Origin of the sequence: Treponema primitia ZAS-1, assembly GCF_000297095.1 — a bacterium.
GTDB lineage: Bacteria > Spirochaetota > Spirochaetia > Treponematales > Breznakiellaceae > Termitinema > Termitinema primitia_A.
Window position 1 is genome coordinate 45,135 of sequence record NZ_AEEA01000113.1, and the last position, 25,990, is coordinate 71,124.

Sequence of the window (25,990 nt, forward strand, 5' to 3'; positions counted from 1 at the left end):
TGAAATAGTATAAAATAGATAATACTATTTGTATAGAAAATTTTTCAGAAAAGAATTGTACCGGATTTTTCAGTCTTTTTTGCTCTTTTCTCCATGTACGGTGGTGAAAATTCGCCCTTACTATTACTAATTACCCCCATATGGGGAATATATTTTAGGAGGAATCTATGAAATTATTCAAAAAGATGGCATTTACGGTATTGATCCTGTTGATCTCCACGGGAGCTGTTTTCGCCGGCGGAGGAAGTCAAGGCGGCGGATCAGGAGGCGGGGCCGGCGGTAAAAAGCAGGTTCTGACTTTCCTGTACGACAAGTCCTCTGCCTTTGAGGGTATCCAGGCTGTTATTGATGCCTTTGAAGTTAAATACAACGTGGAGGTGGAATTGGAGGTCCGGCCTGCCGGAACCGAGGGTGATAATATCATCAAGACCCGGCTTGCCACCGGGGATATGACTGATATTTTTATTTACAATACCGGTTCCCTGCTCCATGCCCTTAACCCGGAGCGAAATCTCGTGGATTTGACCGGTGAATCCTATTATGGGAACTTAGACAATGCGTTCGTTACCGCTGCATCGGTAAATAACCGGCTCTATGGGATTCCCAGCGCCAGTGCAATGATCGGCGGATGGCTTTATAGTAAAAAGATATACAAGGAATTGGGGCTCCAGGTTCCCCGTACTTGGGCGGAACTTTTGGCCAATCTGGAAAAATGTAAGGCCGCAGGAAAGACGGGCCTCCTCGCTTCCTACAAGGAAAGCTGGACTGCCCAGCTCATCATCCTATCGGATGAATACAATGTAAAAGCCTTAGCCCCCAATTTTCCTGCCGACTATACTGCCGGCAAGGCGAAGTATGCCACAACCCCTGTAGCCCTGCGTGGATTCCAAAAATATGCAGAAACCCGGGCCTACTTGAACAGCGATTTTATGGCTACCACCTATAATGATGCCATGGATATGCTGATAAACGGGAAGGGTGTTCATTGGCCCATGCTGACCAATGCCCTGAGCAATATGTATGCCCTCTATGGCGACAAGGTTGATGATATCGGTGTATTCGGCCAGCCCGGGGATGATCCCAATAACCAGGGTTTGACTGTTTGGGCGACCGATGGACTCTATATTTATAAGAACAGTCCTAATGTAGAACTTGCAAAGAAGTTCTTTGAGTTCTATGTATCCGAAGAAGGGATTAAGGCGTTCCTGTCCGTGGTCAAGCCTAATGGGCCTATGCACATTAAAAATGTTTCCCTCCCGGCTAATGTTTATGAAGGGGTCAGGGATATGCTGCCCTATTTCAATAGCGGCAAGACCGCTCCTGCGCTGGAATTTGAATCTCCGGTGAAGGGGCCGAACCTGGAACAGCTCTGTATTGAGGTCGGTTCAGGTAATCTCACCCCGCAAGCCGGCGCAGCGGCTTACGATGCGGATGTGCAGAAACAGGCAATTCAGTTGGGCTTGTCCGGCTGGTAGTATTTTTGACAAAAGGCGGGAATGGGTTTTCCCCTTCCCGCCTTTTCTAGCGAGGTATGGCTTGAAAAGTAAGATATACAATCCATGGTTTTTAGCGCCGCTGGTGCTTGTCTATGCGGCCCTTTTTCTTATTCCCATGATCATTTCCTTCTTTTTCAGCATGACCATATGGACCCTGACGGAATTCCGTTTTGTCGGGCTCTATAATTTTAAAACCTTTTTTTCGGAGTATTCCCTCAGAATCGGAGTCAAAAATACCCTCTTGTACGCCGCGTTAACCTGTGGTTTTAAGGCGATATTCGGTCTTGCTTTGGCGGTACTCCTGACATCGCCCATGAAGACCAAGAACCTTATCAGATCCATACTTTTTTTCCCAAACTTGGTAAGCACCATCGCGGTGGGAATGATTTTCAGCTCCATGATGCACCCTTCCAGGGGGCTCTTTAATTCTCTCCTGGGAGCTCTGGGTATTGCCGGTCCGGACTGGTTGGGAAACGCCTCCCTCGCCCTTTTTTCGGTAATTGCCGTGGATGTATGGAAGGGGGTCGGTGTTGCCACGGTGATCTATGTTGCCGGCCTTATGGCTATTCCGGAAACCTATTACGAGGCGGCATCCATTGACGGAGCCGGTGGATTTCAGCGTTTCCGTATGATCACCCTGCCCCTGGTACAGTCTTCCATCAATACGGTTATTGTTCTTGCGTTTATCGGCGGTATCCGGACCTTCGATTTGATTTGGACCATGACCAAGGGCGGTCCCGGCTTTGCCACCGATACCATGGCATCCATTATATATAAACAGTACGCCTACGGGTTCTACGGTCTTTCTACCGCGGGAAATGTCATTATGTTCCTACTTATCGCAGCAATTGTGTTTCCCCTGTACCGGTTCCTTATCAGCTTAGAGGTGGATGTATGATGAAGAAAAAAAACCGTTATTTATGGATAGATATAATCGCCGTTGTTGCAAGTATAATCATCTTTATCGTCCCCTTTTATTTTATTTTTCTGAATTCCATAAAAGATCGCCGGGAAGCGGGTTTAATGAACCTGACCTTACCCACTACAATTCATTTTGAAAACTATCTTGAGGTTCTTTCTACCCAGAAATTTATGCTGATCCGGGCTTTTTGCAACAGCGTCCTTATCACCGCAGGTTCCATTGTTCTGCTGATCCTGGTTTGCTCTCTGGGGGGGTATGTACTGCAGCGGATTACCGGGAAGCTGACCGGCGCCGTCAATTTTGTCATCCTTGTGGGACTTATGCTGCCCCCTGCCATACTGCCGACCATATGGGTAATGAATGGTCTCGGTATATACCGTACTCTTTTTGGAATAATCCTGGTGGAAGTGGCGTTAAATATTCCCTTTACCACCATGCTTTTCCGGGGCTATGCCGCTTCCATACCCCGGGAGATTGAGGAAGCCGCCTATGTGGACGGCTGTGGTCCCTGGCGGATGTTTGTGCAGATCATTTTTCCCCTGTTCATCCCGGTTACTGCCACGGTTACTGTGCTGTCCTCGGTAAATATTTTCAATGACTTTGTGAATCCTCTCTACTTTTTGCCGGGAGGCAAAAACCCTACGGTCCAGCTTACGCTCTATAATTTTATGGGTCGCTACGATTCCGCCTGGCATTTGCTTTTTGCAAATGTGGTGTTAATCACCATCCCGCCATTAATACTATTTATCTTCTTCAACAGAAAAATCGTATCCGGTATTACCGCCGGCGCGGTGAAGGGGTAATTAGAAACCCGGGCTGTTAAAAGAATAAGATTCGCTTTAGCGATCCGCGATGACCCTTTCCAGGGTCTTCCGGGCGCCCTGGGTATAAAAGCTTTCCAGATATCCCTTGAATACTCCGGTAAGCTTGGTAAATTCTTCTTCTTTTAAATCATGAACACCGATAACCCGGAGAAAGTTCTCAGGGTTATTCCGGGCGGTTTTTGCAGCGTCGATTGCCGCCTGCCCGGCGCCGTCCTTGATGGGTATAGCTTGGCCATCCTCCCCGGTACCGGCCAGAAACCGCGCCCAGCCGGCCAGGGCTGCCGTAACAGCCTTGTGTTTCCCGTCTGAATGGATTAGTTCGACCAAGGGGTTGATAATGAAGTTGGGGATCTTCGTGGAGCCATCCTCGCAGAGACGCAGAACCGTATCGGCAATATTCTTGTTGGAGAACCGGTTAATAAGGGTATCCTTGTAAACGGTAAGATCGATACCCGGTACCGGGGCGAGGGTAGGGGTGACCTCTTCCATATAGAAGTTCCGGATGTATTTTTGAATAACCGGATCCACCATGGCTTCGTCAACGGCGGTAAAGCCCATGAGGTACGCCGGATAGGAAAGGGCGGAGTGGCTTCCATTGAGGAGACGCATCTTCATCAATTCGTAGGGCTCCACATCCTTCGTAAGCTGAACCCCGGCCTTGGCATAATCCCGGGGATCGAAACCGGAATACGGAAGTATCTTAAAATCATCCTCCAGAACCCATTGGATAAAATCTTCGCTGGCCACTGCCCAGCGATCGATGATGCCGTATTTTTCTTCCAGGTACCGTACGGTTTCCGGCGAAGTGTTGGGGGTAATGCGATCTACCATAGAACAGGGAAAGGCAATATTGTTTTCTATCCAGGGTATTAACTCCGGCCGGACTTCCCGGCAGAAGGAGAGCAGGCTTTTTTTAAGGATCTTTCCGTTGGAGGGAAAATTATCGCAGGAAACGATGGTCAGGGGCTTTTTATTGGTTTTAGACCGCTCCCACAGGGCTGCGGTGAGAAAGGCAGCGAGAGATTTGGGATCCTCCGGGTGTTCCCGGTCGTGGACCAGAAAGGGATGTTTCCAATCAATATCCCCGGCAGCGCTATTATAACAGTAACCCTTTTCGGTAACCGTTATGGTGATCAGGGCAGTTTCCTCCGAAGCGGTCCGCTTAATCGCTTCTTTTTTATTTTCAGCTGCATTGATATATCCCAATACGGATCCGATAATTCGGACCTCCTCTTCTCCGCCCTTTCCTCTGGAGAGCAGGGTGTAGTAGTAATCCTGTTCTGCGGTGATTGCCGACAGGGGATAGGGATCCGGAACAAGGTTGATTTCAAATACCCCGGAATGGGCCGTTCCATCTGCGATAAGTCTGTCCAGAAACAGCGCTTGATGGGCCCGGTGGAAATGTCCCATCCCCAGGTGCACTATTGCTGTTTTGAGATCGTCCTTTGTATAAGATGGTATCAGCACCGGCGCCTTAATTTTACTCAAATTTTTCCGGTTCAGTTTTATCCTTTCCATGATAGCTCCTGTACGCAATGTCGTATCCCTATCAGCCGGCCAGTACCGCCCGGGCCAGCTCCCGGCCTTTTTCTTCCAGGCCCTTCAGCGTAGCTTCGTCCGGGGCGCCCGCCCATTCCAGACTCTCAAGGCTGGTCCACTTGAGGGGCTCAATGGCGGCCTCGTAGTCCTTCTTAGCGCCCCCGACCCAGCCCCAGGAACCAATTCGTAAAACCGTTTTCCCGGTGATATGTTTGCGGCGGAAGATGTCCAGTACATTGGCCATGGGGGGAAACATGGCGTACTCGTAGGTTGGCATGGCGATAACCAGGCCGGCGCTCTTATAAACGTCCATCAGAACCCAGGATACATTTTCGTCCGGGACCCGGTGGATAGTGTAGGGGACTCCCTCGGCTGCGATTCCCCGGACCACCGCGTCAACGCCCTGTTTCGTGTTACCGTACATGGAACCCCATATAACGGCGATTTCCTTCTCCGCAGGTCCCTTTGCATAGGCTGCGTATTTGAGGTAGCGGCCGATAATCGTCTTTGGATTTTTGCGCCAGACTATGCCGTGGCTGGGTGCGACACATTTTATTTCCAGACCGGCCACCTTCTCCACCGCCTTTTCTACAAAGGCCGAAAAGGACGCCACGATGTTGGCGTAGTAGCGGAGACATTCTTTTTCAAAGGCGGCGTGTTCCGCCTCGGTATATTCATCGTCAAAGATCCGATCCCCCAGGATACCGTAGGAACCGAAGGCATCACAGGGAAAGAGGGTCCCGGATTCGCCGTCCCAGGTAACCATGGTTTCCGGCCAGTGGATATTAGGCGCCTCCCGAAAAGTGAGAACCTTGCCCTTGCCCAGATCCAGGGTTTCCCCATCCTTTACAGCCCGGAGACCTTCCGTTATTTTGTAGAAGGATTTGACCAGATTTATCCCCTTGGCGGTGGCAATAATCTCCGCCTTTGGGCTTTTTTCCCGGAATTCCCGGAGCCAACCCGTATGATCCGGTTCCAGGTGGTTCAGGATGAGATAATCAACCTGATCAAAGCTGATACCCGTGTCCTTTAGGGCATCGGTAAGCTGCTTGGGCGCCCCGCCCCAGTCGCGGATAAGATCGATAAGGGCGATTTTTTCACCCTTTACTATGTATGAATTCAGGGAAACGCCCTGAGGGATAGGCCAAATTCCCTCAAAAAGATCCGGCGCTTCGATATCCGCATGGAGGCAATAAACTGAATCTGAAATTTTATGTGCTTTCATAGTTTTCCTTGTGATCCTAGCAAAACGCCAAAAAAACAACCCCCACCCCTTGGAGTAAAAACTTCATGGAGAAAAGGGGTAAAACACCTTTACCGGTGCATAAGCCGAAAAACGACCTGTCAACTAGTGTTTTAAGACAGAAATAACCCGTTCCAGAACCTTTTTCCGGTCCAGAGGTTTAACAATGTAACTCTTTGCACCCATAAGCAAAGATTTTTTGACAACATCCTCTTTTCCCAGGGCACTGACCATTATTACACAGGCGTTTTTATCAAATTCCAGTATTTTCTCCAGGGCAGAAACACCGTCCATTACCGGCATTGTGATGTCCATGGTAACCAAATCAATGTTTGGATGCATTTCCTTGTACTTTTCAACGCCCTGAGCCCCATCCGCAGCGGTTCCTGCGACTTCAAAGCCCTCTGATGTGAAAATCTGACCAAGCTGTTTTGCGATAAACATGGAGTCATCAACAACAAGAACCCGATAAGATCCACCCTCGGGTTTTTGTCCCTCGGGAGCTTTCTCATTCATACTGGGCATATCACCTTTTGCTATCATGGGTACGCTCCTCTTCTCCTTAATACTTTATGTTATAGCATATTACTAGTCAAGGGGCTAGTTACTGACTTTTTTGGAAGACCAGCTACTTGCATGAATAAAATGCCAATATACAATATTATCATGACCATTCCGTTTATACTAGCTCCTATGGCCGAATTAAGCCACCGCCCCCTCCGGGAATTGATAGAGGGCTTTGGGGGCTGCGACGAGTATTTCACTGAAATGATCAGCGCCGGGGCTTTAATCGGCGGCGGTCCGTTTGAGTCCTTCTATACCGATGGCGGTCCCTGCCCCCAAAAACTGGTCTACCAGCTGGTGGGCTCCGATCCCGGCCACCTGGCTGCTGCCGCCGCCCTTCTGGACCGGCTGGAATGCCGGGGTATCGATATCAACATGGGCTGTTCCGCCCCGGCCATTACCCGTACCGGCGCCGGGGTTAGCTGGATGGCCTCGGCGGATCGGGCTGCCGCCATGGCAGCCCGCGTCCGGTCCGCCACCCAAAAGCGGCTCAGCGTAAAGCTCCGCACCGGCCTGGAGGACGATTTCGACTACCTCGTTGGGTTTTGCCGCCGCCTGGAAGCTGAGGGGGTAGAACTTATCACCCTGCATCCCCGGACCAGCCGGGAAAAGTTCAAGCGCAAAGCCCGCTGGGAGTACGTAGGCGCCCTCCGTTCCGCCCTGAAGATCCCCGTGGCAGGCAACGGCGACATAGCCGGCCCGGAAGACCTGCTCAGCCGAGCCGCCTCGGGCTGCTGCGACGCCGTTATGGCCGGCCGGGCTGCGGTACAGCAACCCTGGCTCTTCGCCCAGGCCCGGGAAGCAGAAAAGGCGAAAGAGACGCTAGGTGTCAAAACGGTGACAGTCACCTTTTTGGAGGAAACCGGGCTGCGGTTCCTGGAGCTTCTGGCAAAATACCAGCCGCAGGAGTTCCACATCAGCCGAGCGCGGCGCTTCTTCAACTATTTCTGCGATAACCTGAAGTGGGGTACCTACGTGAAGAACCTGCTGAACCGGGAAACGGAGTTACGCGGTGTGGCAAAGGCGTGGTCGGGGTACTTCGCGGAACATCCGGAGGAGCCATGAGCCGCGATTATTAATCATTGCTAAGCTCCCCCTTTTGGCAGTATAATTTAAAAATGATGGCCATTGACGATATAATTCAACTTTGTGAAAGCGGAGCGTTGCAATGGTCAAATCATATCCTTGTGAGGCTTTTACGGTTTGAGTTGTAACACAGTTTTATCTGCGTCTGATGATACAAACCACCCTAGCAGTTTTACACTCCCACCGCTTTTCTGAAGTTCTCCACCACCTGATCCACCGCAGGCCGGGCGTCCACATCCTTCAGGATGCCCTTCTTACGATAGTAGTCGATGAGCGGCTCGGTCTGGTTACGGTAGACTTCAAGCCGCTTTTGGACCGCTTCGGGTTTGTCGTCCTCCCGGGTGTAAACTTCGCCGCCGCAGCTATCGCAGGTATCCGCTTTTTTGGGCGGGTTGAAGACCCTGTGGTAATTGACGCCGCATTTCCGGCAGACCCGGCGGCCGCCTAAGCGTTCCAACACCGAGCTATCGGGGATGTCGAAGTTGACCACCTTATCCACGGCGGAAAACCCTGCCAGGGCTTCCGCCTGGGGGATGGTCCGGGGGAAACCGTCCAGGATGTAGCCCTTTTGGGCATCCGCCTGGGCAAGCCGCTCCTTAACCAGTTCGATGGTGGTTTCATCATCCACGAGTTTCCCCGCGTCAATGATGGCCTTAACCTTGAGCCCCAGGGGGCTTTTTGCTGCAATGGCGGACCGGAAAATCGCGCCGGTGGAAATATGGGGAACCGTGAGGATATCCACCGCTTTGGCCGCCAAGGTTCCCTTCCCTGCCCCGGGGGGGCCTAAAAATATCAGTTTCATGTTTGCCTCCATCTTCTCTAATTATTATTGGAAAACGTCCATTTTTGATAGGGGGTAACAAGCATGGAAAAACATGACATATGTCACCCCTGTTACCGAAAATTCCAGGCCAAACAGCCGGAAATTCCGATAAATCTGTACAAACATTGTTATTTGGAGGTAAATCATGACACAAAAATCTATTCCCTTTGCCACGGCTGCCGATCCCTTGGTCCACAAATCTCCCCCTGCTATTTCCGTCATAGTTCCGGTGTACAATACTGAAAAGTATCTTTCCGATTGTCTTGACTCCCTTATAGGGCAAACTTTTCAGGATCTGGAGATCCTCTGTGTTGATGACGGCTCCTGCGATAATTCGGCGGAAATTTTGAAAACCTATGCGGAAAAATATCCGCGGATCAGAATTTTTTCGCAGAAAAACACCGGTCCCGGCATGGCGCGGAATACGGGGCTCCGGTATGCTGAAGGAACCTACATCATGTTCTGCGACAGCGATGATATATATGATAAAGATATGTGCAGGATCATGTTTTCCGCGATACACAAGCGAGGAGTTGATCTTGTAAAATGTAAAATGACTGCGGTTTATCCCTCCGGGGAACGTACTAAGGAAGAACTTGTAATCCCATCGGAAAAGGGGTTTCATCTCCTGAACTCTCAATGGAGGGGAATATTGTGCAGGGGAGTATGGGACAAAATATTCAGACTGGATATTATCCGGTGTAATAATATCTACTTTCCTCCGGTTACGGTCAGTGAAGATATTTCTTTTCTTATACAATATGCCGCTGTAGCGTCAACCTGTTTTATTCTTCCTGATAACCTTTACTATTATTATGTCCGCAGGAATTCTACTGCGGGAAAATATGAAACGGATCCCCTGCCGTATCAGAACGATATTTTAATCTCATATCAGTTTACACTTCGTTTCCTCTTGGCCCATTCGTGTATCAAGAGTAATAGCTATATCCTGTTTCACCTTGCCAATGAACTTACCTATTATTGGAAGAACGAAAAGCAGGACTGTCATCAGTTCTTTAGGAGGATAAAACAGGAAATATTGTTTTATTTCGACAGGAGCGATATTTCATCATACCCCTTGCTGGAAGCTATCAACAACGAAAAAGATCAGAAAGCTATAGATATTCTTCAGAGCCTTCATACGGCATGGTTGCTCGGAATACAAGTGCAGCCTAATGTACGGTTCGTAAAAGTTTCATGAACTGAAAACTTGTTAAGCTGGTTCGCGGCAATTTTTGGATTAGCAATTACCATGGGGCCCATGCCGATATGGGCTCTATTTCTTTTTAACCTTTGCAATATAATCCAGCAGCGCTTCTCTGGTTGTGAACCAGTTCCTTCCAATCTTTATTGCACTTAAACGCCCGGTACGCGCCAGATATGACAAATATTCCAAGCTATAATCGCACAGTTTCGATGCGCCATTCATATTTATATATCCATAGGCATCTTCAGCATCATTTTTGCTTTTTAGCGCATTTAGGTATATCATCAACGATCGTTCAACCGATCGGCCGATAAAATCAAAATAATTACCGTATTTTTCTCTATCGGCTTCCTTTAAAACCCGGTAATATTTTTTTCTGTCTACGTTTAGTATAACCGCCGGCGGATAACCATGGGTTATAAGTATTAAGTTCATAAGCAACCTGGCGGTACGTCCATTTCCGTCTATAAACGGATGGATGTATACTAATTTATAATGTACCCACGCTGCCAATTCAATAACCGATAGCTTTGCTTTATTGCTATAATACCATTCCATAAATTCCTGCATTAACCTGGGTAGTTTTACTGCTGACGGGGGAAGATGTACCGCGCCTAGTATCATGACATTTGTCTTCCTGTAGGTTCCGGCCTCCACATCATTAATATTTTTTAAAATAAGTTTATGAATCTCAAGGATAGCACTCTCATCCAATATCTTTTTCTTTTTTATAAGGGCATATAAATATTCAATACCATCTTTATGGTTAATTGCTTCGAAATGTTCTTTTAGCGTTTTATTTCCAATGGTTAACCCGCGATTAATAACCAATTCGGTTTCTTGTAAGCTTAGCGTGTTTCCTTCAATGGCATTTGAATTATACGTCCATTCCAGGATAAATTGTTCATTTAGTTTTCGGACTATTTCAGGAGGGAAAGGCCGCAGCGCGTCCAATTCGCGCTTCTTGCCTTCAATGCTTTTGAGCAAATCTTGGTTACTTGCTATAACATCGGATTTCATGTATTTAACTATATCCGATGTTTCCTGGTTATGCAAGGCCGCCGCACAGCCCCGGGGGCAGGCCATGACTTCCAGGATATTACCTGGCAAGTCCTTCCTTATTGAGACCGGGCCCTATTATTCGGTTTTCATTCTTGAATACCGGCCGCCTTCGACTCCCATACGGGATGTTCTCCCGGCGGCGTTTCTGCTGTCGCTCAACTCTGATTCTAATATTTCTGTATACCTTGAAAGGACAGAACGTTCGGCGCTAAAGGCCGTTTCTTCATCAAGGCTGAGTGTTGCCTGTTCCAGTTCGCTTTCCGCTTCTACGGTTCTTTGCAGGGCTGTTCTTAAACGGATAGAATCGGCCCCGCCTGCATAATAAAGGCGGCCTATTTCTTTAAGGGCCTCGACAAAACGCGCCCTGGCTTGTGAATAAATAGCCATGTTTGAGGAATCTTCATCGGCCGGATCGGTCAGAACAATTACACGTTCAGGAATGGTGTTTTCGGAACTATCGGCGCTTCCGCCGCGAAGAACCGCAGTCAGCCTTTCCCTGTTCTGGGGAGGAATCTGATAGTGTATCAGCAGGGTTTTATAATCACCCTGATTAAGATTAGGAATATTGTAAGTAATATGGTTGTTTTCAGTCCGGTACGGAGTTCCCCATGCTGCAAGGATCCTGACTCCCGGTGAAAATTCCACATTGATTTCCATGTCCTCCGCTGCGGGGACGGCGAAACGTTCAAATTCCCTGTCGGTATTAAGGATTTGCTGCATGAGCTCCCGGTTGTCAAGTGAACGGGAATTGCCCCGTCCGTATTCCGCCAGGGTTCGTAAAAGCTCTTCGTCAAAATTTCCTCCCACGCCGATGGTGGAAATAGAAACACCCTGTTGGGTATACGATTCTACTATGGTGTGGAGGATTGATTTGGAAACAGAATTATTAAAATCAAACGTGCCGGCCAGGGTATTACTTGCATGACCGGTTCCGGATATGATGCCTTCGTAGTAATTATATTCATCGCCATTTTTTATTTCAACCTGAAAAGGGGTCTCGTACTCAGAATCGTGGTAATCATAATTCTGTACCCAAACCTGATACCGGCCCTGGGCAGCGGCGCCTTGATACCAAAAGACGTTTTCCACCGGTTCGGTGGTTTCACCGGTCACATTTCTGTCAACATCCAGCCAGCCTCCTGATAAATCTTTCATATTGGCAAACCATATTTCTTCATGGGCAGGAGTTATTACATGGAGGTCCAGGTCATTCCGGTTATTCCACACAAGCGATATTCGTATGTCTCCGGAATGGGCTAAGGCGCTGGCAAGCCGGTTGGAGAATTCATTGCCATCTGAAATGAGAAGAACCATATTAATTGCATCTTCCTGGTAATTCAGCATAATCTGGTCATAGCCAAGATTAATGCCCTCTTCAAGTTTGGTTCCGCCCTCGGCCGTAAGTTCATTTACCGCATCCAGAAATCCCCGGCGTTTTTCATCACTGTCCATTTGTGCAGATTCGAAAAGTACCCCGGCGGTATCGTTAAAATATACCAAGGCCAGAGAATCAATATCCCGAATTTTATCTATAAAACTGGTCAGGGAATCTTTGATCCAGAAAATTTTTTCATCATCGTTCATCGAAAGAGAGGTATCAACCACAAACGCCAGATTCAAAGAGGGAATATCCGAGAAGTCCTGGACCTTTCCCTGTACGCCGATCTGTAGTATTCCATCCCTGCCGGTATTTGTCTCCGGATTCAGATAATTATAAACATAAAAACCAATATCCGTTTCCGGTTCAGGGTAGTGATAATCAAAGGAAGAAATATACATATTATCGTTAATTTCTTCCGGCGGAACAATAATACCATTGTTTGCCTGATACCGGTTTCTGGTGTTTAAGGGAACGGCCTCCGTTAATCCTTCTGACAATAAAAAATAGGGGATACAGAAAATAAAAACACCCAGAAGCAGGCTTTTACGGATATTTGTATTCATGTCTGATATTCCTACAGGATGGATCGGACTACCCGGAAACCGATATAACTTGTTATGGTAGAATGCGCCGCGCTGGCGCGGTTGGCCGAACGCAGAAACCGCGCTTCACTGTACCAGCTTCCGCCCCGTATTACCGCATGTGAATATAAGGCGCCGTCAAGGGCGCCGGAACTGTTATTCAGATTATACTGATCCCAGCACCACTCAAATACATTCCCGTGCATATCATATAGACCCCAGGCATTTGCCTTAAAACTCATAACCGGCAGCGTTCTTGCATGGTATTGCCCTTTAGGGTTTCTGTTATAAGGATAATTTCCGTCATAATTGCCTTGGTTCACAGTAATATTATTTCCCGTGTTAAACGCAGTGGAAGTACCCGCTCTGCAGGCATATTCCCATTCAATTTCTGTGGGAAGACGATACCCGTCCGACTCATGATCCCAGATTATTTCAGTATCACGAATTGTATAGGCCGGGGTAAAACCTTCTCTGACACTGCGGGCGTTACAATAAATTATCGCATCAAACCAGCTTACATTTTCTACCGGCAGGTTTGGTCCTTTGAATCTGCTGGGATTTTTTTGTAGTACCGATTCATAATCATCCTGACTAACTTCGTGTTTGGCAATGTAAAAATCACCTACTATTACCTGGTGCTGGACTTCATCCCGCTGTCTTGAGGTTTCAGAAACAGGACTTCCCATAATAAAAGTCCCCGCCTGGATTTTAACAAAATCAATGGGGACATGATCCTGATTTGTCTGGGCCGGTGCAATAAAGGGAATGGAAAAAAGGGCAATTAAAATAATGACGACTGGCTTTTTCATCTATGTTCTCCTCAATGCAATATGCTAAAAAACATAGTAGAATTCATATCATAGCAATGGTATTCCATCAAGGTAGCTTGAAAGAGACTTACCCCGCGCTCTCCTTGGCAATTTTTGTGTTTCTTTGTATAGAAACATATGATTTATCAAGATAGTATACGATATTAACGGTATTGTCTTAATCCTGGTTATTTTTCTATGCGGCGTTGTACCGTTGTATTCATCAAAGGATAATTCGCTTATTCGCTTTATCGTTATGGATAATAGATCCGCTTGAAAGAAAGTTTTATATTATAGTATAATTTCCAAAGGAAGCCGAACATGGAAACTGCGGAACTTATAGAAATCATCGCCCGTGACGAGGACAGCAAACACCAGTTTAAGGCAAATGTCACCAATGAAGTCTCTTTAGCCCAGGAGATGATCGCCTTTTCCAATTCCGGGGGCGGCGAACTATACATTGGAGTAAACAATGACGGGACCTTTGCCGGGCTCACTAGGGAAGACCTTGGCAGGATAAACCAGCTGGTTTCAAATGCCGCCTCCCAGAATATACGGCCGCCTATCAATCCCCAAACTGAAAACATAGCGGTCTTCAGCGGCTTAGTAATGCGCATCGTTGTTGTTGATGGGTTAAGCAAGCCCTATATGGACAAAAATGGGACCATCTGGGTAAAAAGCGGTTCCGATAAACGGAAAGCCACATCCAGGGAAGAAATACAGCGAATATTTCAGGCCGGCTCTTTCGTTCACGCTGATGAAACCCCCGCAAACGGCATGACCATTGCGGATTTAGATACGGAGTATTTCAAGTCCTTCTTTAAAAAGGTTTTCAGTGATACCGCTGAACTTGAGGCCGATTCCCTCCCGGCTATATTAAAAAACATGAATCTGATGAACGGTGATATTCTCAATTTAGCAGGCGCCTTATTGTTTAGCAAAAATCCGTCTTTTAAGCTGCCCGCATTCATCGTTAAGGCCGTGTGTTTTCCCGGTAATGAGATACATGAATCGCAATATCTGGACAGCCGGGACATAGGTGGAAAATTACAGGATGTCTTTCAACAATGCATGGGATTTATGGGGGCGAATATCCGCCATGTTCAAAACGGGCAGGGGGTAAACTCCCTGGGGGTTCTCGAAATTCCGCAAATTGCCCTGGAGGAAATTCTTGTTAATGCCCTTATCCACCGGGATTATTTTATCTCAGCGCCCATACGCATTTTCGTCTTTACGAACCGTATCGAAATTATCAGCCCCGGCCATTTGCCTAATAATCTCACTATCGAGAATATTAAACGGGGGAACTCGAATATACGCAATCCCGTATTAGCATCCTTCGCCACACGAATACTACCCTATCGTGGGTTGGGAAGCGGCATTACCAGGGCCTTAAAGGAATACCCCCATATTGATTTTGAAGACGATCATGACGGAAACAGCTTTAAAGTGATAATAGCAAGAAAAAATGGGGAATGAAGAACCTTCCGCGTAATTACATTGCAAGACCCTTACCCCGCACTCTCCTCGGCAATCTTCTTCAGCTGGTTTGTTGCTATTTTTGGGTTGGCTATCACCATGGGTCCCGCCGCACAGCCTCCGGGGCAGGCCATGACCTCCAGGATATTACCGGTGTTGCGGCCTTCGGACCAGGCCTTCATCATGGCAAGGCCTTCTTTGTTGAGGCCGTTGACACATTCGGGGTGAAAGTTGGAGTCGTCCTTTAGGTTACGGCGTACCGCTTCCGCCACACCGCCGGACCAGGGGAAGCTCCGTCCGCCGGCTTTGGCGGGGTTCGGGATGGCCGCTTCTTCGGCCTGGGTTACATCTATGCCCAGGGCGAGGAAGAGGGCGCCGATTTCTTCGGCGGTGAGGACGTAATCCACCAGGGGATCGTCCAGCCCTTCCTTCCGTTTCGCCAGGCAGGGGCCGATAAAGACCCGGAGCTGATCCGGGTGTTCCCGGGCGGCGATCTCCGCGGTGTAGTGCATGGGGGTCCGGGTTTCGGAGACCCGCTTTTTCAGATCCGGAATGTGCTTACGTACCGTCTCAATGTAGGCGGGGCAGCAGGAGGTGGTCATGAAGGGTTCCCCCTTTTCCATGCGTTCGGTAAATTCCGCGGCTTCGTTCTTAGCGGTAATGTCCGCCCCCAGGGCTACCTCGTAGACATCGTCAAAGCCCGCCTGTTTCAGGGCGCCGATAAGTTTACCGATGGATCCCCGGAACTGTCCGGCCACCGCCGGGGCAAAGAGGGCGGAGATTTTCTTTCCGCGCTTTTTCGCCATGAGTACATCCAGGACCTGGGACTTATCCATCATTGCGCCAAAAGGACATTCCCGCATACAGTTGCCGCAAAAGATACATTTATTGTAATCGATCCGTTCCTTGCCGGCTTCGTTTTTGGCGATGGCCCCCACGGGACAGGCTTCTTCGCAGGGGACGGGTATTCTGATAATCGCATGGTAGGGACAGGCCTGCAGACAGATGCCGCAGTTGACGCACTTTGTCTTATCGATACCCGCATGGCCGCCGCTCATGGAAACCGCTTTTTTGGGGCAGTTGAGGAGGCAGGGCCGGGCCAGGCATCCCTGGCAGGCGTTGGTGATCAGGTACTGGGTTTTGATACAGGCGTTACAGGCTTCGTCCAGAACCGTAAGAACCGGCCCGGAAATGGCGGTCCGTTCCTGGGCTTTCTTTGCGTGAAGGCCCAGGGGCGCGCCGTCATCCTCGTAATCTTCCACGGAGAAGCCCAGCCGGGCCAGGATGCGGATCTTCAGAATGACCCGGTCATGGTATACACAGCAGCGTATGGGCTCGTAATTGGGACCCGATGTCATTTCGTAGGGGATACGATCGATGCCCTCTTCCAGTTTATCGTCTAGAAAAAGCTTAATCAGGGATACCAATAGGTCACGTTTTACCAAAAGGGTGTTATTGTTATAATGCATTTCATTTATAAGGTTATTTCAATGGTATCCTAATGTCAATGAACAATCGCGAATCGTTGACTTGATAAATTATTATAGATATATTAGTATCGAAACCGAGAAAAAGTTTCGAATGAAAAAATATGCTTTTTTTTCGTTCTATCTTGTATTATAATTTTTGTTACAAGGCAAAAAATAGCCAATTTAAGGAAGGTACCATGGCAACAACAAAACCGGAAGTGAAAAAACCCGACGAAAACGCACTGGATGCGGCTGGTCTGGAAAAGAAACTGGAACGGCTGCGGAAAGCCCAAAAGGCTTATTCGACCTTTACCCAGGAACAGGTGGACAAGATCTTCTTTGCCGCCGCCCGAGCCGCCGATAAGGCGCGGATCCCCCTTGCCAAGCAGGCGGTGGAAGAGACCGGTATGGGTATAGTGGAGGATAAGGTTATCAAGAACCACTATGCCGCTGAATATATATACAATGCCTATAAGAACGTAAAGACCTGCGGCGTATTGGAGGATGATCCCGCCTATGGGTACAAGCGGATAGCAGAGCCCGTGGGGATTATCGCTGCGGTTATTCCCACCACCAATCCTACTTCAACGGCCATATTCAAGACCCTCATCTGCCTCAAGACCCGGAACGGGATCATCATAAGCCCCCACCCCCGGGCCAAACAGAGCACCTGCGCGGCGGCTAAGATCGTGCTGGATGCGGCGGTTGCCGCGGGCGCCCCCGAGGGGATCATCGACTGGATCGACGAGCCCAGCATTGAGCTTTCCAACCAGGTGATGAAGGCGGCGGATCTGATCCTCGCCACCGGCGGACCCGGGATGGTTAAGGCGGCCTATTCTTCGGGTAAGCCCGCGGTCGGGGTCGGTTCGGGGAATACCCCGGCGATTATCGACGACAGCGCGGACATACTCCTGGCGGTAAGTTCTATCATCCATTCCAAGACCTTTGATAACGGGATGATCTGCGCCTCCGAGCAGTCCACCATCGTTCTGGACAAGATCTACGATAAGGTGAAGGCGGAATTCGCCGCCCGGGGCTGCTATTTCCTCAACCCTGCGGAAACCGAAAAGGTTCGGAAGACTATTATCGTCAACGGCGCCCTGAACGCGAAGATTGTAGGGCAGAAAGCCGCGACGATTGCTGAAATGGCGGGAGTGAAGGTTCCGGCGGCCGCGAAGATCCTCATCGGGGAAGTGACCAGCGTGGATCTGTCCGAAGAATTTGCCCACGAAAAACTTTCACCCGTATTGGCCATGTACCGGGCAAAGGACTTTACCGACGCCCTGAACAAGGCTGAACAGCTGATCCGCGACGGCGGTTACGGCCATACCTCCTCTCTGTACATAAACACTGTTACGGGTCAGGAAAAACTCAAGGAATACGAACTCCGGATGAAGACCGGCCGTATCCTGGTGAATACCCCCTCGTCCCACGGCGGTATCGGGGACCTCTACAACTTCAAGATTACGCCGTCCCTTACCTTAGGATGCGGTACCTGGGGCGGAAACTCGGTTTCCGAAAACGTTGGGGTTAAGCATCTTATCAACATTAAAACTGTGGCCGAGAGGAGGCATAACATGCTCTGGTTCAGGGCTCCTGATAAAGTATACTTGAAGAAGGGCTGCATTGGGGTTGCCCTGTCTGAATTGAAAGATGTGCTGGGCAAGAAGCGGGCTTTTATCGTAACCGATCAGTTCCTCTATGCCAACGGCTATACCAAACCGGTAACGGACAAGCTGGACGAAATGGGTATAGCCCACGAGACCTTCTTCGATGTGGCGCCGGACCCGACCCTGAGCTGCGCTAAAATAGGGGCTGCCCAGTTGAGCGCCTTCAAGCCCGATGTGATCATCGCCGTGGGCGGCGGCTCCGCCATGGACGCCGGAAAGATCATGTGGGTACTCTACGAACATCCCGATGTAGATTTTCAGGATCTGGCCATGCGCTTTGTGGATATCCGGAAGCGGGTCTATACGTTCCCCAAAATGGGAGAGAAGGCCTACTTTATCGCGGTGCCCACCTCGGCGGGAACCGGTTCGGAAGTAACCCCCTTCGCGGTCATCACCGATGATACGGTTGGCATGAAGTATCCCCTGGCGGATTACGAGCTTATGCCCGATATGGCCATTGTTGATGCGGACTTCCAGATGGACGCCCCCAAGGGGCTTACCAGCGCCTTCGGTATAGACGCGGTGACCCATGCCCTGGAAGCCTACGCTTCCGTGATGGCTACAGACTTTACCGACGGCCTTGCCATCCAGGCCCTGAAGGTGATATTCGAATACCTTCCCCGGGCTTACAATGAGGGCGCCAAGGATCCTGTGGCCCGGGAAAAGATGGCCTTTGCCGCCACCATGGCCGGGATGGCCTTTGCCAACGCCTTCCTCGGGGTCTGCCACTCCATGGCCCACAAGCTCGGCGCCTTCCATCATCTGCCCCACGGTGTCGCCAACGCCCTGATGATCAACCATGTGCTCCGGTATAACTCGGCGGAAGTGCCCCCCAAGATGGGAACCTTCCCCCAGTACGATCACCCCAAGACCCTAGCCCGGTACGCCGAAGTGGCCACCGCCCTGGGCCTCAAGGGAAAGACCGATGAGGAAAAACTGGAAGCCCTCATTGCGGCTATCGCGAAGCTCAAAGTAGATGTGGGTATTAAGAATACCATCAAGGATTACAACATTGATGAAAAGGTCTTCCTTGAAAAGCTGGACGCCATGAGCGAACAGGCCTTCGACGACCAGTGCACCGGCGCCAATCCCCGGTATCCCCTGATTGCCGAAATCAAGCAGATGTACCTCAACGCCTACTACGGTAACGAGGGCAAGGACCTGTAGGAAAAAAATTCGTTAACAGCGGCCGCAGGGTATACGCTCTGCGGCTGTTTTTTTGCTTAGTTGAAACACCCGTACCCATTGAAGCTTTGAAAAAAGGATCAGCTTGTTTTTTCTTTTTATCGGATCTAAAATAGTGTAATTCTAACAAACAAAATTAGCATAATTATCAAAAAGGGGGGTACCAATCTATGATTGAAGGCAGTGCTGATGCGCAGTCAAATGTAAAACTCCGTTATGGTATGGTTGGCGGCGGGCAGGGCGCCTTTATCGGCGATGTTCACCGGAAATCCATTGCCCTGGACGGTCTTGCGGAGATTACGGCGGGTTGTTTTTCCCGTTCCACCGAAAATACCCTTGCGACTGGCTTGGCCCTGGGGATAGCCCGGGATCGGCTCTATAACACCTATGAAGAAATGGCGGAAGAAGAGGCTAAACGGACCGATAGGATCGATTTTGCCGTGATTGTCACCCCAAATTACAGCCATTATCCGGCGGCAAAGGCCTTTTTAAGCCGGGGAATTCCCGTGGTATGCGATAAACCCCTCTGTGTTGAGGAAGCTGAAGCCCGGGAACTGGCAAATCTGGCAAAAAGCAAGAACCTTCTGTTCATGGTTAGCTATACCTATTCGGGGAACCCAACGGTAAAACACGCCCGGGAGCTTATCCGGAGGGGTGATATTGGCAAGGTTCACTTTATTAATGGCGAATATCCCCAGGAATGGCTCCTTACGGATGCGGAAAAACAGGGGAGCAAGCAGGCGGAATGGCGGACTGACCCCAAGTTAGCGGGAAAATCCAACAGCTTGGGAGATCTGGGGACCCATATCGAACATACCGTTTCCTATCTTACGGGTTTGCGGATTAAATCGGTCTGCGCCCGGATGGATAAAATTATGCCCGGCCGGATTCTGGATGATAATGCCACGGTGATGTTGGAATACGAGGGGGGCGCCAAGGGTATATACTGGACCAGCCAAGTGGCTTCCGGATATGACAATGCCCTTCGGGTCCGTATCTTTGGCTCCAAGGGGTCAATTGAATTTTTTGAGGAAGAAAGCAACTACGTGAAGGTTTCTATCTTCGGTAAGCCTACGATGGTGCTTTCCCGGGGCAGGGATCCCTTCTTCCCCCACGCCCAAAGTTTCTCCCGTATCCCCTCCGGTCATCCCGAGGGCTACTTTGAAGCGTTGGGCAATCTCTACAAGACCTATATTAAAGCCCTGATCAAACAGCGGGAAGGGAAGGCCCTTACCGAAGAGGATCTGGATTTCCCCAATGCGGAGGCGGGATTTGACGGGGTTAGATTCATCGGGAAATGTGTAGAAAGTTCCGCGAGTGGGGCGGTTTGGGTTAATTTTTAGGCTGTACTAAAAAGGAAGACAAAGAGTCACCTTAGCAATATTAGACACGGCTGCCGATTGCAAGTTGGACAGCTTCCCGCCAACCCTGGTAATGTTTTTCCCTGGATGCGGCGTCCATTTTTGGATCGTAACGCTTTCTGCCGACTTCGTTTATTATTCCGGGGCCATACAGGCCAACGGCAATACCGGCCATGAAGCCTGAACCGATGGCGGATAACTCCTCGTATTCCGGAATTGACAGCGGAATGTTGAGAATATCACTCTGAAACTGCATCAGATAGGTATCTCTGGTAGGTCCGCCATCGCCTCTCAGTTCTTTTATGGGTATTCCGGACTCCTCATGTATTGATTGGATAACATCGGCGATCTGATAGGCTATGCTTTCTTCGGCGGCCCGCACAATTTCTGCTTTACCGGTTGTACGGGTCATGCCGCAGAGAATAGCCCGGGCCTCGCTTTTCCAATGGGGCGCTCCAAGGCCGGAGAAGGCCGGCACCAGGTAACAGGTATCCTCCGGATTAGCGGAGGCCGCCAGTACGCCCGCTTCCTTTGATGAAGCTATCAGGCGGACATCATCCTTCAACCATTTAATTACTGCCCCGGTATAATTAATATTACCTTCCAGTACATAATGCACGGTTCCGTTCATTCCCCAGGCAAGGGATGTTACTACGTTTTCGCAAAACAGCGGCTTTTCTCCGATATTGACCATTACCGAAGAACCGGTACCATAGGTCGCTTTTACCATACCCTTTTCCAGACAGCCCTGACCGAAAAGAGCAGCGTGGGAATCCCCCATGACCCCCCGGATGGGCACTTTTTTTGGCAGAACGCCATCAAAATCAGTTACCCCAAAATCACTGTTACTATCGCAAACCTCGGCTAAAAAATCTACGTTTATACCAAAGTGCGTGCAAATGTCTTTATCCCAGCTTAGGCTGCGTATATTGAAAAGCTGGGTTCGGGAAGCATTTGAAAAATCGGTTTTAAAATTGCCGGTTAATGTATAGATAAGCCAACTGTCCATAGTTCCGGCGCAGAGCTTCCCGGAACCTTTGTTTGGTGTATTCTGAAGAATCCAGGCGATTTTTGCCGCAGAAAAATACGGCGAAAGCCGCAGCCCTGTTTTGGTTTTGATTTCACCGGCATGGGTACTGAGGGCATCGCAGATTGCCTCTCCCCGGGCACACTGCCACACCACGGCGTCGGCCAGGGGTTTCCCGCTTATCTTGTCCCACACCAGGGCGGTCTCCCGCTGGTTGCTTAACGCGATGCAGCAAATCTTTCCGGCGTCAACTCCCGGCATACCGGTAAGTTCCCGGACGACGGTGATGGTGTTACGGTAGATCTCTACCGGATCATGGGACACCCACCCCTGGGAAGAAATTTTCTGTTCATGGCTTTTATCCGAGCGGGCGATGATCTTTCCCTTTCCATCGATGATCAGCGCCTTGGTCCCGGAAGTACTTTGGTCTATTGCAAGAACACAGTCGGTCTCCACTTATTCTCCCCTAAGGAACGCTTTTACTTCTTCATCGTTATTATCGTAGAGATCCGGCTTAATGCCCAGATACTTACAGGCTTCGTAAAGTACCGGTGTGACATCGCCATGGATGGCAACGCAGTGATGGATATACGGCCCCTCAACAATTTTCGCTTCCAGGCGTTTCCAGTTTTTCACCTCGATCCAAAGATAGGTACCTTTTGTGTAAGGCCCGTCGATCCCCTTGGCGTTTCCAAGCAAGAGGGAATACTCCCCGTTGTCACCGTCAAAACGTGCCAGGGTCAGTTCACCGTGCTGCGCTTCGGCTGAGACTGAACCGGGATGAGAAAATGCCACGGATTTTCCAAGAGAAGGTTTTGTCCGCGCCAGGGAAATAGGCCAGGGACCGCAATGCTGCAACAGCTCGCCATTCTCGTTGTCCGGGTGCCGTACTGTCCAATCGGCGAACATGATTCGTTTTTCCCCCAGCGCCGCAGCCTGTATCAGAAGGGACGTTATGGCGCCATGAATATCGGTCTCGCAAACCACGGGGATTCCTTCATCAGTCAAGAGCGCGTTGGCGCCGCAGGGCATAATGCCGATTTCAGACTGCAGGGCGTTCCAGCATTGAATGGCCACAGCACCGCAGTTATACTTCGCCGCTAAATTTTTCATGGCGATCTTGAGGGCCGCCGTTTTTGCCGCCACACTTTCGTCGCATTTAAGTTCCATTTTTTCTTTAATGTACGAGAGCGTTTCTTTGGTTTCAGCAAGACTTTCCGCTTCGTCCATCGCTTCAACCAATTCTGTCATTGGTATGGGAGCAAGCTGGATATTAAATTTTTCCAGAAGTTCCCCTTCGTTACACATGGTGGTAAGAAAGTCGTAGGGCCTTGTAGAAATCTGGAGTATTCTGATATGTTTGAACGTTTTTACGACGTTACAAACCCTCAAAAAAATATCCATGCCCCGTTTGAATTCCGGGTCCGTAAGGCGGCAGTTGGTTAAATACGTGAAGGGGATCCTAAAGCGGCGGAGCACTTTGCCGGTAGCGAAAAGGCCGCACTGACTGTCCCTGAGCCGTATACCATCGCTGTCCGGGGCTTCGTCCCGGGGTCCCCACACCAGTACGGGCAGATTCAATTCCCGGGCCAGCTCTGCCACCGCGTATTCGGTACCAAAATTGCAGTGGGGTACAAAAATGCCGTCCACTCCGGCAGCCTTAAACTTGGCGATAATTGCGGGGATCTCGGCGGGATCATAGAGGAGCCCTTCTTTATTAATGTCATCAATATCGATAATTGATATCCCGAGTTCCGCAAGCCGGTCTTTCGTCAGGGCCCGGTATTTGATTGCGTCAGGGGCGCTGAAAATACTCCGCCGTGTAGGGGCAAAGCCCAGTTTGATTTTGTCCATAGTTTTATTCCTCCGTGATAGTTTTACAGGTTTTGTGCCTTTTTGATCCTAATCGCCATATATTCTTTGCCGGGCAAATCAACCTTGAATTTCCCTTGGTATACACCCGCCTTTACAATGGTCATTTCCCAAGTATCGATGACTTCAACCTCAAAAGATTCTATATCGTTAAAATAGAATTCTCTGAAAGAAGGCCGCATAAAACCATAATAGATAAGATAATAATCCGGAGAACTTGCATTATTCTCCGCCGTTGCTGTTACGGCATCCCAAAATAGCGGTGTGGGCTTAAGCCCGTGACCGGGAGTTTCCTTGAGGATACGAAGAAGAAATTTAAACCGTTCAGGACTTTCTCCATGAAGCTCGCCGCCGTGAGACCACCAGAGCAGGTTATTAGGATGCAGGAAAGTTTCGCCGTGACCAGCATAGCCGCCCCTGCAAGCCGCTTCCCAAAAACGGCGCACCAGTTCCTTTCCGCTTATATTTCCCCATCCATGTTGTATATTACCTTCATAGGCTATTTCATCGAGTACCACTGGTTTCCCGTACCGCTCACGCCATTCAGTGGTAAATTCGGCGGTTTTATAGAGATCCTGTCTTTGTATGCTGCAATGAGTAATCCAGGGGCGAGAATAGTCATAAAAGGGCCGACAATTATGGATGGATCTGAGATGCTTGTATGGATCCTTTTCGCAGAGCAGGGCGGCGTATCGTTCCCAGTCGGCTAGGGTCTTCTGAGGCATGAGGTCGTACTCATTAGCAAGAGACCACCACACATTGCGAAAAGCGCTGAACCGGGCGATACAGTAGTTCCAATAGAGATCATCCTCTTCGGCACTCATCATACTGAATCCCCAGCGGTCATAGGGGTGCATAATGATGAGATCCGCTTCGATGTTGAGATCCCGCAAGGCCTTAATGCAATTATCTATGTGCTGAAAATGTTCCGTATTAAAACGCTTGAAGTCCCATTTATTGCCTGGCGCTGTACCGGTATAACTCTGAAAATTCTCCTTCGTGAGAACAGAGCTATCCATGGGTTTTCCTTCATAGGGGTATGACCGGGGTTCTCCCAGATTATAGTCGTAGTGTTTGGGAAATATACAGAACCGTATCTTATTAAAGGCGCTTTTTGATAGGGTTTCCAGGGTTTTTTTTTGTAATTCAGCACTCTGTAATTCCCACACATAGCAGGTAGTCCCTATGGAGTAATAAGGATCGCCATCCTCATATGCAAAATGGAAGGTATTAGCCACCCGTACAGGTCCATGGTTCCCCTTTTGGGCTGGAAGGACAGCAAAGTCCCCAGCATAGGTTTTATCAGAAAAACTGCCGCTGATCGCAAATGTATAGTGCTCTGCAAAGGAAGGCATAAAACGGACCGTATACCTGCCATCACCGTTATAAAAACCTTCCACAGTCTTTGTTTCACCGTTACTTTTGAATACACCCCGGATTTGATAATCCGTAAAGGGGTTTTTATCCGTAAAACCGGGACAGATCACTTCTAAAACATCCCAGCGTTCCGTCTGTTTTGGATATGTAAATTCGATCATGTCGCAATCCTCCTATTTTACCGATCCGGCGACACCTTCCACAAAATATTTCTGGAAGATTAAATAAACAACTAATACCGGGATCACTGAGATAAGTACACCGGCGCAAAGTAACCCGTAGTCCGTTCCATGTTCACCGACAAAAGTCATAATGCCTACCGGAACTGTTTTTTTATTATTATCGTTAATGATGACCATCGCCAGAAGGTATTCATTCCAGGTAGCCAGAAAATCGGTAATGACCAAGGTGGCAATAGCCGGTTTTGAAATAGGCAGAATAATATGCCAAAACAGCTGTAACTTGCTGCAGCCATCTATCAATGCGGCATCATCAATTGCCTTAGGGATTGTACGGAAAAAACCCCGGAGTATCAAAATTCCATAGGAAATACCAAATCCGATATAGACATAAAAAAGGCCGAAATAGGTATTAAGTAAACCCAGTCTGCTGTATATCACATTGATAGGTACCAGGGCGACTTGGAAGGGAAGCATCATCCCAATGATAAAGAAAATGAAAATTCCGGTTTTGTGTTTTACATCCAGCCGGGTTATGGCAAAAGCTGCTAAGGCTTCCACCACAATACCAAGGGGTACCTTTAAACAGCAAATTATTAAATCGTTACGCATATAGATGAGCAGTCTGCCCTTAATCATGGCATCGGAAAAATTGCTCCAGGCAAATTTTGCCGGCAGGCTGAAAAGTCCGGTGTTATTATAAAAATCCTGTTTGCTCTTTATTGCTGTAGCTATCAAGGTATAAATAGGCGCTGCCCAAATTATTGTTATTACCAGGAGGATGACATAGAGTACAATTTTTTTCACATTTTTGACAAGCTTTGGCTGCAC

20 protein-coding genes are annotated in these 25,990 nt (G+C 49.0%); 8 read left to right on the top strand and 12 right to left on the bottom strand.

Features of this window, described 5'->3' with window-relative positions; genetic code table 11:
• Positions 1–167: 167 nt before the first annotated feature.
• The 3 genes from TPRIMZ1_RS0114855 (at position 168) to TPRIMZ1_RS0114865 (ending at position 3,221) form a co-directional block, all read left to right on the top strand.
• A complete protein-coding gene (locus TPRIMZ1_RS0114855; protein ID WP_010261878.1) occupies positions 168–1,475 on the top strand; it encodes an ABC transporter substrate-binding protein in 1,308 nt (435 codons plus the stop codon).
• 61 nt (positions 1,476–1,536) lie between these two features.
• The gene (locus tag TPRIMZ1_RS0114860; RefSeq protein WP_010261881.1) at positions 1,537–2,394 is read left to right on the top strand and encodes a carbohydrate ABC transporter permease; all 858 of its coding nucleotides are present in this window, start codon (positions 1,537–1,539) and stop codon (positions 2,392–2,394) included.
• Positions 2,391–3,221: a carbohydrate ABC transporter permease gene (locus TPRIMZ1_RS0114865; protein ID WP_232616845.1), complete on the top strand. Its 831-nt coding sequence runs from the start codon at positions 2,391–2,393 to the stop codon at positions 3,219–3,221. The genes TPRIMZ1_RS0114860 and TPRIMZ1_RS0114865 overlap by 4 nt, the downstream gene beginning before the upstream one ends.
• 36 nt (positions 3,222–3,257) lie before the next feature.
• Here TPRIMZ1_RS0114865 and TPRIMZ1_RS0114870 read toward each other — a convergent pair whose 3' ends face one another.
• The 3 genes from TPRIMZ1_RS0114870 to TPRIMZ1_RS0114880 all read right to left on the bottom strand — a co-directional run bounded on the left by TPRIMZ1_RS0114870 (position 3,258) and on the right by TPRIMZ1_RS0114880 (position 6,567).
• The gene (locus TPRIMZ1_RS0114870) at positions 3,258–4,760 is read right to left on the bottom strand and encodes a mannitol dehydrogenase family protein (protein ID WP_010261885.1); all 1,503 of its coding nucleotides are present in this window, start codon (positions 4,758–4,760) and stop codon (positions 3,258–3,260) included.
• Between the two features lie 31 nt (positions 4,761–4,791).
• Positions 4,792–6,006: an FprA family A-type flavoprotein gene (locus tag TPRIMZ1_RS0114875; RefSeq protein WP_010261887.1), complete on the bottom strand. Its 1,215-nt coding sequence runs from the start codon at positions 6,004–6,006 to the stop codon at positions 4,792–4,794.
• Between the two features lie 123 nt (positions 6,007–6,129).
• Entirely contained in the window at positions 6,130–6,567 is a 438-nt protein-coding gene (locus TPRIMZ1_RS0114880) for a response regulator (RefSeq protein WP_010261889.1), read from the bottom strand.
• 150 nt (positions 6,568–6,717) lie between these two features.
• On the opposite strand from TPRIMZ1_RS0114880, the gene TPRIMZ1_RS0114885 reads away from it, so the two are divergent.
• Positions 6,718–7,653 (top strand): tRNA dihydrouridine synthase, encoded by a 936-nt coding sequence (locus tag TPRIMZ1_RS0114885; protein WP_232616846.1) that lies wholly within the window; start codon positions 6,718–6,720, stop codon positions 7,651–7,653.
• A gap of 193 nt (positions 7,654–7,846) precedes the next feature.
• Here TPRIMZ1_RS0114885 and TPRIMZ1_RS0114890 read toward each other — a convergent pair whose 3' ends face one another.
• A complete protein-coding gene (locus TPRIMZ1_RS0114890) occupies positions 7,847–8,476 on the bottom strand; it encodes an adenylate kinase (RefSeq protein ID WP_010261895.1) in 630 nt (209 codons plus the stop codon).
• 166 nt (positions 8,477–8,642) lie between these two features.
• Here TPRIMZ1_RS0114890 and TPRIMZ1_RS19875 point away from each other — a divergent pair, with 166 nt between their 5' ends.
• A complete protein-coding gene (locus tag TPRIMZ1_RS19875; protein ID WP_010261897.1) occupies positions 8,643–9,698 on the top strand; it encodes a glycosyltransferase in 1,056 nt (351 codons plus the stop codon).
• Between the two features lie 75 nt (positions 9,699–9,773).
• On the opposite strand, the gene TPRIMZ1_RS0114905 is transcribed toward TPRIMZ1_RS19875, so the two are convergent.
• Genes TPRIMZ1_RS0114905 through TPRIMZ1_RS0114915 form a run of 3 tightly spaced genes read right to left on the bottom strand, consistent with a single transcriptional unit; the run spans position 9,774 to position 13,540 of the window.
• Entirely contained in the window at positions 9,774–10,814 is a 1,041-nt protein-coding gene (locus tag TPRIMZ1_RS0114905; RefSeq protein ID WP_010261900.1) for a Fic family protein, read from the bottom strand.
• A gap of 27 nt (positions 10,815–10,841) precedes the next feature.
• The gene (locus TPRIMZ1_RS0114910) at positions 10,842–12,710 is read right to left on the bottom strand and encodes a VWA domain-containing protein (RefSeq protein ID WP_010261904.1); all 1,869 of its coding nucleotides are present in this window, start codon (positions 12,708–12,710) and stop codon (positions 10,842–10,844) included.
• A gap of 11 nt (positions 12,711–12,721) precedes the next feature.
• Positions 12,722–13,540 (bottom strand): formylglycine-generating enzyme family protein, encoded by an 819-nt coding sequence (locus TPRIMZ1_RS0114915; protein WP_010261907.1) that lies wholly within the window; start codon positions 13,538–13,540, stop codon positions 12,722–12,724.
• Positions 13,541–13,861: 321 nt separating this feature from the next.
• Here TPRIMZ1_RS0114915 and TPRIMZ1_RS0114920 point away from each other — a divergent pair, with 321 nt between their 5' ends.
• Positions 13,862–15,019 carry an RNA-binding domain-containing protein gene (locus TPRIMZ1_RS0114920; protein ID WP_010261909.1) on the top strand — a complete coding sequence of 386 codons (1,158 nt, stop codon included), beginning with the start codon at positions 13,862–13,864 and terminating at the stop codon, positions 15,017–15,019.
• A 32-nt stretch (positions 15,020–15,051) separates the two neighbouring features.
• On the opposite strand, the gene TPRIMZ1_RS0114925 is transcribed toward TPRIMZ1_RS0114920, so the two are convergent.
• Positions 15,052–16,488 carry a monomeric [FeFe] hydrogenase gene (locus tag TPRIMZ1_RS0114925; protein ID WP_010261912.1) on the bottom strand — a complete coding sequence of 479 codons (1,437 nt, stop codon included), beginning with the start codon at positions 16,486–16,488 and terminating at the stop codon, positions 15,052–15,054.
• Positions 16,489–16,685: 197 nt separating this feature from the next.
• Here TPRIMZ1_RS0114925 and adhE point away from each other — a divergent pair, with 197 nt between their 5' ends.
• Both adhE and TPRIMZ1_RS0114935 read left to right on the top strand, forming a co-directional pair.
• Positions 16,686–19,325, top strand: coding sequence for a bifunctional acetaldehyde-CoA/alcohol dehydrogenase (gene adhE / locus TPRIMZ1_RS0114930; RefSeq protein WP_051004332.1), 2,640 nt, complete (start codon positions 16,686–16,688; stop codon positions 19,323–19,325).
• A 188-nt stretch (positions 19,326–19,513) separates the two neighbouring features.
• Positions 19,514–20,686, top strand: a complete 1,173-nt coding sequence (locus TPRIMZ1_RS0114935; protein WP_010261917.1) for a Gfo/Idh/MocA family protein — start codon at positions 19,514–19,516, stop codon at positions 20,684–20,686.
• A 40-nt stretch (positions 20,687–20,726) separates the two neighbouring features.
• Here the strand turns inward: TPRIMZ1_RS0114935 and TPRIMZ1_RS0114940 are convergent, their stop codons facing one another.
• Genes TPRIMZ1_RS0114940 through TPRIMZ1_RS0114955 form a run of 4 tightly spaced genes read right to left on the bottom strand, consistent with a single transcriptional unit; the run spans position 20,727 to position 25,990 of the window.
• Positions 20,727–22,187, bottom strand: a complete 1,461-nt coding sequence (locus TPRIMZ1_RS0114940; protein ID WP_010261919.1) for an FGGY-family carbohydrate kinase — start codon at positions 22,185–22,187, stop codon at positions 20,727–20,729.
• Entirely contained in the window at positions 22,188–23,585 is a 1,398-nt protein-coding gene (locus TPRIMZ1_RS0114945) for an L-fucose/L-arabinose isomerase family protein (protein WP_010261921.1), read from the bottom strand.
• A gap of 23 nt (positions 23,586–23,608) precedes the next feature.
• Positions 23,609–25,141 carry a DUF5605 domain-containing protein gene (locus TPRIMZ1_RS0114950; protein ID WP_010261923.1) on the bottom strand — a complete coding sequence of 511 codons (1,533 nt, stop codon included), beginning with the start codon at positions 25,139–25,141 and terminating at the stop codon, positions 23,609–23,611.
• Positions 25,142–25,153: 12 nt separating this feature from the next.
• Entirely contained in the window at positions 25,154–25,990 is an 837-nt protein-coding gene (locus tag TPRIMZ1_RS0114955) for a carbohydrate ABC transporter permease (RefSeq protein WP_010261925.1), read from the bottom strand.

What these genes read in the sequence shown, in the direction of transcription:
- TPRIMZ1_RS0114950 (WP_010261923.1), bottom strand. Translation starts at nt 25,141, where the DNA reads ATGATCGAATTTACATATCCAAAACAGACGGAACGCTGGGATGTTTTA.
- TPRIMZ1_RS0114910 (WP_010261904.1), bottom strand. Translation starts at nt 12,710, where the DNA reads ATGAATACAAATATCCGTAAAAGCCTGCTTCTGGGTGTTTTTATTTTC.
- TPRIMZ1_RS0114885 (WP_232616846.1), top strand. Translation starts at nt 6,718, where the DNA reads ATGGCCGAATTAAGCCACCGCCCCCTCCGGGAATTGATAGAGGGCTTT.
- TPRIMZ1_RS0114875 (WP_010261887.1), bottom strand. Translation starts at nt 6,006, where the DNA reads ATGAAAGCACATAAAATTTCAGATTCAGTTTATTGCCTCCATGCGGAT.
- TPRIMZ1_RS0114915 (WP_010261907.1), bottom strand. Translation starts at nt 13,540, where the DNA reads ATGAAAAAGCCAGTCGTCATTATTTTAATTGCCCTTTTTTCCATTCCC.
- TPRIMZ1_RS0114935 (WP_010261917.1), top strand. Translation starts at nt 19,514, where the DNA reads ATGATTGAAGGCAGTGCTGATGCGCAGTCAAATGTAAAACTCCGTTAT.
- TPRIMZ1_RS0114925 (WP_010261912.1), bottom strand. Translation starts at nt 16,488, where the DNA reads ATGCATTATAACAATAACACCCTTTTGGTAAAACGTGACCTATTGGTA.
- TPRIMZ1_RS0114880 (WP_010261889.1), bottom strand. Translation starts at nt 6,567, where the DNA reads ATGATAGCAAAAGGTGATATGCCCAGTATGAATGAGAAAGCTCCCGAG.
- TPRIMZ1_RS0114890 (WP_010261895.1), bottom strand. Translation starts at nt 8,476, where the DNA reads ATGAAACTGATATTTTTAGGCCCCCCCGGGGCAGGGAAGGGAACCTTG.
- TPRIMZ1_RS0114855 (WP_010261878.1), top strand. Translation starts at nt 168, where the DNA reads ATGAAATTATTCAAAAAGATGGCATTTACGGTATTGATCCTGTTGATC.
- adhE (WP_051004332.1), top strand. Translation starts at nt 16,686, where the DNA reads ATGGCAACAACAAAACCGGAAGTGAAAAAACCCGACGAAAACGCACTG.
- TPRIMZ1_RS0114920 (WP_010261909.1), top strand. Translation starts at nt 13,862, where the DNA reads ATGGAAACTGCGGAACTTATAGAAATCATCGCCCGTGACGAGGACAGC.
- TPRIMZ1_RS0114945 (WP_010261921.1), bottom strand. Translation starts at nt 23,585, where the DNA reads ATGGACAAAATCAAACTGGGCTTTGCCCCTACACGGCGGAGTATTTTC.
- TPRIMZ1_RS0114865 (WP_232616845.1), top strand. Translation starts at nt 2,391, where the DNA reads ATGATGAAGAAAAAAAACCGTTATTTATGGATAGATATAATCGCCGTT.
- TPRIMZ1_RS19875 (WP_010261897.1), top strand. Translation starts at nt 8,643, where the DNA reads ATGACACAAAAATCTATTCCCTTTGCCACGGCTGCCGATCCCTTGGTC.
- TPRIMZ1_RS0114870 (WP_010261885.1), bottom strand. Translation starts at nt 4,760, where the DNA reads ATGGAAAGGATAAAACTGAACCGGAAAAATTTGAGTAAAATTAAGGCG.